Genomic DNA, 10271 nt, shown 5'->3' with positions numbered 1-10271 from the left:
AGAAACTCGCCATCATCGCCGTCGCAAGAAAGCTTCTCGTCGCCCTCAACGCCATCATTCGCGATAAAAAAGCATTCGCATGAACACAGTTGCCATGCCGTGACCTGGGCCGTGGAGTGCGGCGGAGCAGAATTCTGGACCCTAGCAGCGCTCTGAAGTCGCGGCATGGATCCTCGGGTCTGCGCTGCGTCGCCACGCTCCTTGCTCCGCCCGTGGATGACGAAGTGCCGGCGGTTTCGCCAATCGCCAACACGTATAACGCGGAGCGGCTCATGCCGTCCATGGATCGAAGAGTTCAAGCCCTAAGCCTTCGAAATGTTTCGTATTGCGCGTTGCCAAGGTGAGCTCGTGCGCAATCGCAGTGGCTGCGATCAGGCCGTCCATCGACGATAGACCACGACCGCGGCGCTTGCCAAAACCCATCAGGTCGCCCCAGGCCAAGGCAACCGCATCGTCCACCGGCAAAACCCGCTGTTCGAAGCGCTGGGGCAGGTCCCGGGCGAGCCATTCGGCCAGCGCCTCGCGTTTGCGGCCCTCATCCATCAGAGAGACGCCGCGCCGGATCTCGGCGATCGACACTACGCTGATGAAGGAGCGGTCCTCATCAAGCTCGTCCAGCCAGCCCAGGACACGTGCGACAGGCGCTGGCCTCGTCACCTCGGACAGGACATTCGTGTCGAGCAGCAGTCTCACCGCGGCAGGTCACGCGGTTCGTCGCGCTGACGTTCAAGGTCGAGATCGGCGCCGCGCAGCGGCGAGTCCAGCAGGAACTCGGCAAGCGTACCCTTGCGTGCGATCTTGCGCTGCCATTCCTCGGCCGAGACGACAACCACGCTTGGTTTGCCGTTCTTGGTGATCGTCTGCGGCGAGGACTGCGCGCGCTCGATGACCTCGGAGAGCCGGGCTTTTGCCCCGGCAACCGTCCAGTTGGTGCCTTTGGATGACGTTAGCATCGCATCCCTCGCGACTATCATGACTATCATGACTATCTGGGAATGGCGATGTTGCTGCAACAGGGTTTGAAGCTACTCCGGCGAGGTCCCCGCGACGTTCTGGTCATAGTCGACCAGCGAGCCGGTCATGACACCGGATTGCGGGCTGGCCATGTAGCTGATCAGCCGCGCCAGTTGGTCGGGCTTCACCAGTTGGCCCATGGGCTGGCCGGCCTCTGCCTTTGCCAGCCAGTCGTCGGAGGCACCGTGCCATTTCTTCTGCACGATGTCCTCGCCCTCGGTGTCCATCCAGCCCGGCAGCACGGCGTTGCAGCGGATGCGGTTGAAACGATAGGCGCTGGCGACGTTCTTGGTCAGCGTCGCCAGCGCGCCCTTGCTCGAGGAATAGGGCGCAAGGAACGACTGGCCGCAATGTGCCGACATAGAGAGCACGTTGACGATCGAGCCCGGCGCCTTCTTGTCCAGGAGATGGGCCACCACGCCCTGCATCAGGAAGAACGGGCCGCGCACATTGGTCTGGAAAATCTGGTCGAAGGTCTCCTCGGAGGTTTCGACCAGCGACCCGCGCGCGGAGGTGGCGGCGGCGTTGACCAGCGCGTTGATGGTGCCGAAATGCGAGATCGCGGTTGCCACCGCGCGCTTGCAGTCCGCCACTTTCGAGACGTCGGCGCTGATGAAGATCGCATCGACGCCTGCCTTCTTGAAGTGGGCGACAGCCTTGTCGCCCTTCTCCTGCGAACGGCCGATGAGCGCCAGCGCCTTGCAGCCCTCGTCGGCCAGCGCTTCGGCGACGGCAAAGCCGATGCCTTGCGCACCGCCGGTGACGATGGCGCGCGTGTTCGAATTGCGATCGGCGGATGTGCTCATCGCTCTGCTCCTGTGCCCTGGTTCCGGTTCTTACTTGTCGAGGCGGACGGTCTTGCCCGATGTCGCCGACTTCAGCGCCGCATCGGCCAGCTTCAGCGCAACGAGGCCGTCGGCGCCGCTCGGCGATGCCTTTTTGCCCGACGTCGCGGCGGCGATGAAGGCGGCGATCTCGATGGCGTAGGCGTCGAGATAGCGGGTCATGAAGAAATCGTGCAGCGGCGGGCGGGTATAGCCCTTCTCGTTGGCGACCTCTATCGACACCGGCCGCTGGTTTTCGGCGGCGACCATGCCCTTGGAGCCATGCACCTCGATGCGCTGGTCGTAGCCATAGGTGGCGCGGCGCGAATTGGAGATGACGGCCTGCTTGCCGGACGCGGTTTCGAGGATGACGCTGACAGAGTCGAAATCGCCGGCCTCACCGATCTTCTCGTCGACCAGAACCGAGGCATGGGCGCTGACCGCGACCACCTCTTCGCCGAGCAGGAAGCGCGCCATGTCGAAATCGTGGATGGTCATGTCGCGAAAGATGCCGCCCGAGCGCTTGATGTAGTCGACCGGCGGCGCACCTGGATCGCGCGAGGTGATGGTGACCATCTCGACCTTGCCGATGGCGCCGTCGTCGATCGCCTTGCGTACGGCGGCGAAGTGCGGATCGAAGCGGCGGTTGAAACCGACCATCAGCGTCGCCTTGGCCTTGTCGACCACGGCCAGGCATTTCTCGACGCGCTTGACGTCGAGGTCGATCGGCTTCTCGCAGAAGATCGCCTTGCCGGCCTTGGCGAAACGCTCGATCAGATCGGCATGGGTGTCGGTCGGCGTGCAGATGACCACGGCGTCGACGTCCTTGGCCTTCTCGATCGCGTCGATGGTGCGCACTTCGGCGCCATAGGCGGTTGCCAGTTCGGTCGCCGCCTTTTCAAAAGCGTCGGCAACGGCCACCAGTCTGGCCTGCGGGTTGGAGCCGACGGCGCGGGCATGGACCTTGCCGATGCGGCCGGCACCGAGGAGGGCGAAACGAACAGTCATGGGGTATTTCCTCTAGGGGGGATGGGTTCGAGAGAGTTGTGTCTCCACCTTCCTTTTGAGAAAGGTGGCAAGATAATTTTTCGAGCACGCCAGAAAACAGGATGACCATCCTGTTCAGGCCGCGAGTTCCGCCTCCCCGGTCTTGGCGCCGGTGATGTAGGAGACGATGTCGTTGCCGTCGGTGTTTTCCTTGCGCAGGTTGGCGACGATGCGGCCGCGCCGGAAGACGACGATGCGGTCGCATAGGTCGAACACCTGGCGCATGTTGTGGCTGATCAGGATCAGCGGCTCGCCATTGTCCTTCAGCGTGCGGATGATGTTCTCGACCTGCGCCGTCTCCTGCACGCCAAGGGCTGCCGTCGGCTCGTCCATGATGATCAGCTTGGAGGCGAAGGTCGCGGTCCGGGCGATCGCAACGCACTGGCGCTGGCCGCCCGACATGTGGCGAATGGTGTTGGACAAATTGGGGATTTTCACTGCCGTGCGGATCAGCGCCGCCTCGGTCGCCTTGCGCATGTATTTGCGGTCGAGGATCGAGAACGGCCCGAGATTGAAAAGCACCTTTTCGCGGCCGAGGAACAGGTTCGACGGCACGTCGAGATCGTCGGCCAGCGCCAGGTTCTGGAACACGGTCTCGATGCCCGCCGTGCGCGCTTCGATCGGCCCGGCAAAATTCACTTCCCTGCCGTCGAACCAGATCTGGCCACTGGTGCGTTGCTCGACGGCGGTGATCTGGCGCACGAAGGTCGATTTGCCGGCGCCATTGTCGCCCATGATGGCGACATGCTCGCCCTTGCGCAGCTCGAAATTCGCGCCTTCCAGCGCGTGCACGCCGCCATAACGCTTGGTCAGGTTTTCGGTCTTCAGGACGATGTCTGTCGTGGAGATATCTGGCATGGTCAAGCCCTCAATGCCCGCATGCGCTGGCGCCATTGGTCGAGAACGACCGCGCCGACGATGATCACGCCCTTCACCATCTCCTGATAGTAGGCGTCGAGGCGCAGGAAGGTGAAGCCGGAAATGATGACGCCGAAGATCAGCGAGCCGATCACGGTGCCGACGATCGAGCCGCGGCCGCCCGACAAAGAGACGCCGCCGATGACCGCCATGGCGATGGCGTCGAGTTCGTACATGACGCCCATGCCGGACTGTGCCGTCAGGTTCTTGGAGGAGAGCACGACGGCGGCCAGCGCGGCGAGGATGCCGGCAATGACATAGACGAGGATCTTGTGGTTGGCGATCTTGATGCCCGACATGCGCGCGGCATCCTCGTTGGAGCCGATGGCATAGCAATGCTTGCCGTAGCGTGTGTAGGTCATGATCAGCTGGAACAGCACCGCCAGCGACAGGAAGATGATGACCGGCATCAGGCCCTTGCCGATACCAGCGAAACTTTCGGTCGGAAACGAGATCGGCTGACCCTTGGACCACCATTTGGCAATGCCGCGCGCGGTCACCATCATGCCGAGCGTGGCAATGAACGGCGGAATGCGCGTGTATGCAATCAAGGAGCCGTTGACGAGACCGGCGAGCAGACCGCAGCCGATGGCGACTAGTACCGGCACGACGACCGGCAGGTCGGTCCAGCCTTGCGCCAGGAACATCGCCTTGGGGTTGGGGTTACCGTTGACCGTCGCCACCTGGGCAAAACTCATGGCGATCATGGCGGTGGCGCCGACGATCGAGCCCGAGGACAAGTCGATGCCGCCGCAAATGATCACCTGCGTGACGCCGATGGCGATGATGCCGACGATCGACACCTGCAGGATGATGATCTGCAGGCGGGCCTCATTGAAGATCCCGGCGACGTTGTCGCGCGTGTTGAACAGGAAGCTGTCGCCAAGAAAGATGCGGCCGATCATTTCGAAGATGACGACCAGAATGACCAGCGCCAGGAAGACGTTGAATTCGGCCGGCCATGTCCGCCTCTTCGCGTCATAGCTGACCCCGCCGACGCCATGAGATGTCTGTGACATGTCTGTCCTCCGTGAGGCGGCATTTGCCCTCCCGCACGTAAGGGCGGTGAGGGAAACGGGAGCGGCGCGATTGATGCGCCGCTCCGTTAGTCGAACGAGTCGCCGGCTCAGTTCTTCTTCAGGAACTTGTCGATGTTGGCTGGCGTCACGAGTTGGAAGGGCACGTAGACCTTGTGCTCGACCTTCTCGCCCTTGGCGAGCTTCAGCGCTGCGTCCAGAGCGCCGGCGCCCTGGCCGGCCGCATCCTGGAACACGGTGGCATCGAGGTCGCCGGCCTGCATGGCGGCAAGCGCGTCCTGCGTGGCGTCGACACCGCCGACGACGACCGTCTTCATGTCGATGTTGGCGGCCTTCATCGCCTGGATGGCGCCGATGGCGCTTTCGTCATTGTTGGCGATGACGCCGTCGAACGGCTTGCCGGTTGACAGCCAGTTGGTCATCAGGTTCTGCGCTTCGTCGCGGTTCCAGTTCGAAGTCTGCTTGTCGATGATCTTGATGAAGCTGCACTCCGGCGTGGCGATCACCTCTTCGATGTCCTTGGTGCGCTGCACGGCGGCCTGGTTGGAAAGCTCGCCCATGATGACATAGACATTGGCCTCCTTCTTGCCGGCCTCGGTGAACAGGCGGCAGACTTCCTTGGTCTCGAGCGTGCCGGAATCGGCCTCGTTCGACGCGACGAAGGCCTGGTTGTCCGGCAGCGTGTCGACATTGACCGGCTGGCGGTTGACATAGACCAACGGGATCTTGGCGGCTGCGGCGGCGTCCGACATCGCCTGCGTGGCCGAGGTATCGACCGGGTTGACGATGATGGCGTCGACGCCCGAGGCGGCGAAGTTCTTGATCTGGTCGAGCTGCTTGGCGACGTCGTTCTGCGCGTCCTCGACCTGCAGTTCCACGCCGCTCATGCCCTTGGCCTGCTCGATCATGCCGTTGCGCAGCACGGTGAGGAAGTTGTCGTCGAACTTGGCCATCGACACGCCGACCTTGGCGGCAAAAGCGGACGAACTCATCAGCGCCGCAAAGGCGACGCCCAAAATCAGTTTCTTCATTGTGTTTCTCCTCCACATTGGTGTCCGGCTGCACCGATCTACCCGGAATCCCCGATAGCCCGAGGAATCGCTCCCTGATGCCTTCCTGTTCCGTATGGCGTTTTGTCCAAGGGATGGAACGCCAGGCTCCCAGTTTGAAACAGATGTTCCGGAACGAAAGAACCAAAATACCAATCTGATGAAATATTTATTCCATTTTTTCGCAAGACGTCAAGAGCGATTCCTAAGTCGGAAAGCGGATTTTCGGTCGCCGCGCCGCAATTTCACGTCGAATCGAGGCCGACAGCGGCCCAGGCCGAGTCTGAAGGCAGAATCTGATAGATTCTATCATCGCCGGAGAGCCCACGCCGAACGGGTCGGCGCGGCAACGCGTTAGATATTTTCCGGCAGATAGATGTCGAAGGGCAGAAAGGTCTGGCCCGGCGCGTTGGCGGCGCCGGCCTCGATGGAATGCGCCATCAGGTCGACAAGCTCGCGGCACAAGGCGGCGAGCGGCGTCGAGATCACCATTGTCAGGATGTTGTCGGCGAGTGCCGCGCGCGATTCGGCGTTGATCTCGTTGCAGACGACCACCGGCATGTTTGCGGGCTTCGCTGCGCGCAGCGCCGAGACCGCGCCTTCCATGCCGCCGCCGGCGACATAGCAGCCGGCAAGATCCGGATACCGCACCAGGAGATCGATCATCGCATCGTGGGTGACCTGGTTGGCTTCCAGATTGACCAGCGTTTCCATCACCGTGAAGTCCGGCGCATGTTCGCGGAAGAAGGAGCGAAATCCGATCTCGCGCAGTTCATGACCGTGGAAGCGATGACTGCCGACGAAAAGGGCGACCTTGCCGGGGTTCTTTGCCGCCCTGGCGATCATCCAGGCCGCGGTGCGACCGACCTTGCGATTGTCGAGGCCGACATATCCCTCACGGATGCCAGCGGCAAAGTCGGACAGCAGCGAGAAGACAGGTTGCCCCCTCGCTTTCAGCGACTCCACGACCGCCGTGAGCGTCGGATGGTCCGGACCGACAACGGCGATTGCTCTGGATTTCGCTGCCAGCTTGCGCATCTGGGCGGCGATCTCGTCGGCGGCTAGCGAGCTGGCGAAATCGATGGTGGCGACGCCGCGGAAGCGCTGCGATTGCGAGACCGCCATTTCTAGCTCCCTCGCGAAATCGCCGTAAAAAACATCATTGCCCCGCAGCAGCAGAAAGCCGAGGCGGTATTCCGGCAATTCCTGGCGCATGCGCCGCTTGATCAGCCCGGCGGCGTGGTAGCCGATGCCGGTCGCCGCCTCATAGACGCGGCGCGCGGTTTCCTCGCGCACCGGCAGCCGGTTGTTCAGCACCCTGTCGACAGTGGCGACGCTAACGCCGGAGATGCGCGCCAGATCGGTGATGGTTGGCCGTTTTGCCATGACTGTCCCGCATGAGTGCCTGCAACTGCTTACATCGTTCTGATGGAAAATGATAGAAACTATCTTTGTGATATTGAGACTATCACCGCATGGCGCTATTTTGCGCTCGGACACAAGCGCCTGTAATGGACATATCCGTCCTGACGGATGCTGTGGCCGACGGAGGCAGCCCCTATGGAAGCGACACTATCCACACTACCGTTTCGGCGCGACTACAGCCTGATGGGCCGCGATTCCAAGCTCGCCGTCGAGACCGGGCTGGCGGCGGCCGAGTGGTATCACACCGATATTCCGCGCAAGCAGATGAAGGAGCTGATGCAGCGCTCCGACGGGCCGGCGATCCGCGACACCGCGATCTGGCTGGCCGCGCTGATCCTGAGTGCCGCCGGCGGCGCCTGGTTCTGGGGCAGCTGGTGGTGCGTGCCGTTCTTCTTCGTCTATGGCGTGCTCTACGGCTCGTCGACCGACTCACGCTGGCACGAATGCGGCCACGGCACCGCCTTCCGCACCCAGTGGATGAACGACGCGGTTTACCAGATCGCCTGCTTCATGATCATGCGCAATCCGGTGACCTGGCGCTGGAGCCACACCCGCCACCACACCGACACCATCATCGTCGGCCGCGACCCGGAAATCTCCGTCATGCGGCCGCCGGATCTGTTCCGGGTCGCGCTTGGCTTTATCGGCGTGCTGGATGCCTGGCATGCGATGTCGGACATGCTGCGCAATGCCGCCGGCAATATCAGCGCGGCGGAAAAGACTTTTATCCCCGAACAGGAGCAGCCTAAGGCCATTCGCATCGCCCGCATCTGGACGGCGATCTATGCCGTGACGATCGCGCTGGCGCTTTATTTCGGTTCATGGCTGCCGCTGATGCTGGTCGGGCTGCCCCGGCTCTACGGCGCCTGGCATCATGTCATGGTTGGCCTGCTGCAGCATGGCGGGCTGGCGGAAAATGTCATCGACCACCGGCTGAACAGCCGCACCGTCTACATGAACCCGGTCAGCCGCTTCATCTACTGGAACATGAACTATCACGTCGAACACCACATGTTCCCGATGGTGCCCTATCATGCACTGCCTAAACTGCATGCGCTGATCAAGCACGATCTGCCGGCGCCGACGCCGTCGATCCTGGCCGGCTACCGCGAGATGATCCCGGCCTTTTTGCGCCAGCTGCGCAACGAGGACTATTTCCTCAAGCGCGAACTGCCGCCAACGGCGCGGCCCTATCGCGAGGAACTCCACAACGACGCCGTCGCCGCCGCGGCGGAATGATCGCGCGATTAAGCTTTTGTTTTGTCGCAACTCCGAACGGAAAACCGCAACGCACTTTTCCTGGAATTGCTTTTGGGAGGAACACATGAGCGACTGGATCGAGGCCTGCGCCGCCGGCGACATCGACGAAGAAGATGTGATGCGCTTCGACCATGGCGGCCGCACCTTCGCCATCTATCGCAGCCCTGACGACGATTATTTCGCCACCGATGGCCTGTGCACGCACGAAAAGGTGCATCTGGCCGACGGGCTGGTGATGGATGACATCATCGAGTGCCCCAAGCACAATGGCCGCTTCAATTACAAGACGGGGGCGGCACGCGGCGCGCCGGTTTGCGTCAATCTCGCCACCTATCCGGTAAAGGTCGAGGCCGGCAAAGTGCTGATCCAGATCGGGTAGGACCATGCACGCGGGAATGGTCATCATTGGCGCCGGCGAGTGCGGCGGGCGGGCAGCCCTTGCTCTGCGCGAACTGGGCTATGACGGGCCGGTGACGCTGGTGGGTGACGAACCCCATCTGCCCTATGAGCGGCCGCCCCTGTCCAAGGACGCAATGACGAGCGACGCGGCCGAGATCAAGACGATCGCCAGCGACGAAATTCTGGCCGAGAAATCGATCCGGCATATCCATTCCGTTCAAGCGGTGGCGATCGACCGCCCGGCGCATATGGTGCGGCTGTCGGACGGTTCGGCCCTGCCCTACGACAAGCTGCTGCTGGCGACCGGCTCGACACCGCGCAAGCTGCCGATGCCGGGATTGGGGTCGCGCTGCGTCTACCTCCGCACCTTTGCCGACGCGCTGGCCATTCGCGCCCACCTCAGCCCGGCAAACCGCATCGCCATCATTGGTGGTGGCTTTATCGGCCTGGAGCTCGCCGCTTCGGCGCGCAAGCTCGGGGCCAGCGTCACGGTCATTGAGGCGCAGCCGCGCATCCTCATGCGTGGCGTGCCGGCGGAGATCGCTGAAATCATCCATCAGGCGCATGAGGCCGAAGGCGTGACCGTGCTCACCGGTCAGGGCATCGCTGATATCGCCGACGACGGCGCTGAGGTGCACATCATGCTCGCCGATGGGCAGGACATCGTCGCCGATCTCGCCGTCATCGGCATCGGCGCCGTGCCGGTGACCGGGCTTGCCGCGGAAGCGGGCCTGACCGTCGATAACGGCATCGCCGTCAATGGCGAACTCCAAACAATCGATCCCGACATCTTCGCCGCCGGCGATTGCTGCTCGTTTCCGCTCGCTGTCTATGCTGGCCGGCGGGTGCGGCTGGAAGCCTGGCGCAATGCGCAGGAACAGGGTGCGCTGGCCGCGAAGAACATGCTGGGCGCCCGCGAAGCGCATGCCGCGGTGCCATGGTTCTGGTCGGATCAGTATGGTTTGTCGCTGCAGATCGCCGGCCTTTCGGACGAGGGCAAAAGCACGGTCCGCCGCGATCTCGGCGACGGTGCTTTTATTCTGTTTCATCTGGCCGAGGATGGCAGGCTGGTGGCGGCGAGCGGCCTCGGTACGGGCAATGCCGTGGCGCGCGACATCAGGCTGGCCGAGATGCTGATCGCGAAACGGGCACAGCCGGCGCCGGAGGCGTTGGGGTCGCAGGGGGTAAAGCTGAAGTCGTTGCTGGCGGCGTAAGTTTTACCCTTCCCCTTGTGGGGAGGGTCGCTGCGAAGCAGCCGGGTGGGGGTGCGGCACCGACCCCCACCCGGACCTTTGGTC

The 10271-nt window shown here is 62.8% G+C and carries 11 protein-coding genes; 3 read left to right on the top strand and 8 right to left on the bottom strand.

Features of this window, described 5'->3' with window-relative positions:
- Positions 1–270 precede the first annotated feature (270 nt).
- The 8 genes from NKH38_RS10430 to NKH38_RS10395 form a co-directional block, all read right to left on the bottom strand.
- The gene (locus NKH38_RS10430) at positions 271–693 is read right to left on the bottom strand and encodes a type II toxin-antitoxin system VapC family toxin (RefSeq protein WP_352759322.1); all 423 of its coding nucleotides are present in this window, start codon (positions 691–693) and stop codon (positions 271–273) included.
- Positions 690–953, bottom strand: a complete 264-nt coding sequence (locus tag NKH38_RS10425) for a type II toxin-antitoxin system Phd/YefM family antitoxin (RefSeq protein WP_023702090.1) — start codon at positions 951–953, stop codon at positions 690–692. Before NKH38_RS10425 ends, NKH38_RS10430 begins: the two co-directional genes overlap by 4 nt.
- 72 nt (positions 954–1025) lie before the next feature.
- On the bottom strand, positions 1026–1820 hold the full coding sequence (locus NKH38_RS10420) for an SDR family oxidoreductase (RefSeq protein WP_352759325.1): 795 nt from the start codon (positions 1818–1820) through the stop codon (positions 1026–1028).
- Between the two features lie 30 nt (positions 1821–1850).
- Entirely contained in the window at positions 1851–2846 is a 996-nt protein-coding gene (gene iolG, locus NKH38_RS10415; RefSeq protein WP_352638885.1) for an inositol 2-dehydrogenase, read from the bottom strand.
- Between the two features lie 114 nt (positions 2847–2960).
- The gene (locus NKH38_RS10410; protein ID WP_027049093.1) at positions 2961–3743 is read right to left on the bottom strand and encodes an ATP-binding cassette domain-containing protein; all 783 of its coding nucleotides are present in this window, start codon (positions 3741–3743) and stop codon (positions 2961–2963) included.
- A gap of 2 nt (positions 3744–3745) precedes the next feature.
- Positions 3746–4822 (bottom strand): ABC transporter permease, encoded by a 1077-nt coding sequence (locus tag NKH38_RS10405; protein ID WP_023710443.1) that lies wholly within the window; start codon positions 4820–4822, stop codon positions 3746–3748.
- A gap of 107 nt (positions 4823–4929) precedes the next feature.
- Positions 4930–5871: a sugar ABC transporter substrate-binding protein gene (locus NKH38_RS10400; RefSeq protein ID WP_023684065.1), complete on the bottom strand. Its 942-nt coding sequence runs from the start codon at positions 5869–5871 to the stop codon at positions 4930–4932.
- Between the two features lie 372 nt (positions 5872–6243).
- Positions 6244–7275, bottom strand: coding sequence for a LacI family DNA-binding transcriptional regulator (locus NKH38_RS10395; RefSeq protein ID WP_023684066.1), 1032 nt, complete (start codon positions 7273–7275; stop codon positions 6244–6246).
- Between the two features lie 174 nt (positions 7276–7449).
- Between NKH38_RS10395 and NKH38_RS10390 the strand changes: the two genes are divergently transcribed.
- From NKH38_RS10390 to NKH38_RS10380, 3 genes are all read left to right on the top strand, one after another.
- Positions 7450–8553, top strand: a complete 1104-nt coding sequence (locus NKH38_RS10390) for a fatty acid desaturase family protein (protein WP_031209636.1) — start codon at positions 7450–7452, stop codon at positions 8551–8553.
- An 85-nt stretch (positions 8554–8638) separates the two neighbouring features.
- Positions 8639–8953 carry a MocE family 2Fe-2S type ferredoxin gene (locus tag NKH38_RS10385; RefSeq protein WP_023672328.1) on the top strand — a complete coding sequence of 105 codons (315 nt, stop codon included), beginning with the start codon at positions 8639–8641 and terminating at the stop codon, positions 8951–8953.
- A 4-nt stretch (positions 8954–8957) separates the two neighbouring features.
- Positions 8958–10187: an NAD(P)/FAD-dependent oxidoreductase gene (locus tag NKH38_RS10380; protein ID WP_352759332.1), complete on the top strand. Its 1230-nt coding sequence runs from the start codon at positions 8958–8960 to the stop codon at positions 10185–10187.
- Positions 10188–10271: the final 84 nt, after the last annotated feature.

It is taken from the genome of Mesorhizobium sp. M1078 (genome assembly GCF_040318615.1).
Lineage (GTDB): Bacteria > Pseudomonadota > Alphaproteobacteria > Rhizobiales > Rhizobiaceae > Mesorhizobium.
Note: the sequence above shows the minus strand (reverse complement) of the source record. Positions and strands in the feature narration are given on the sequence as shown.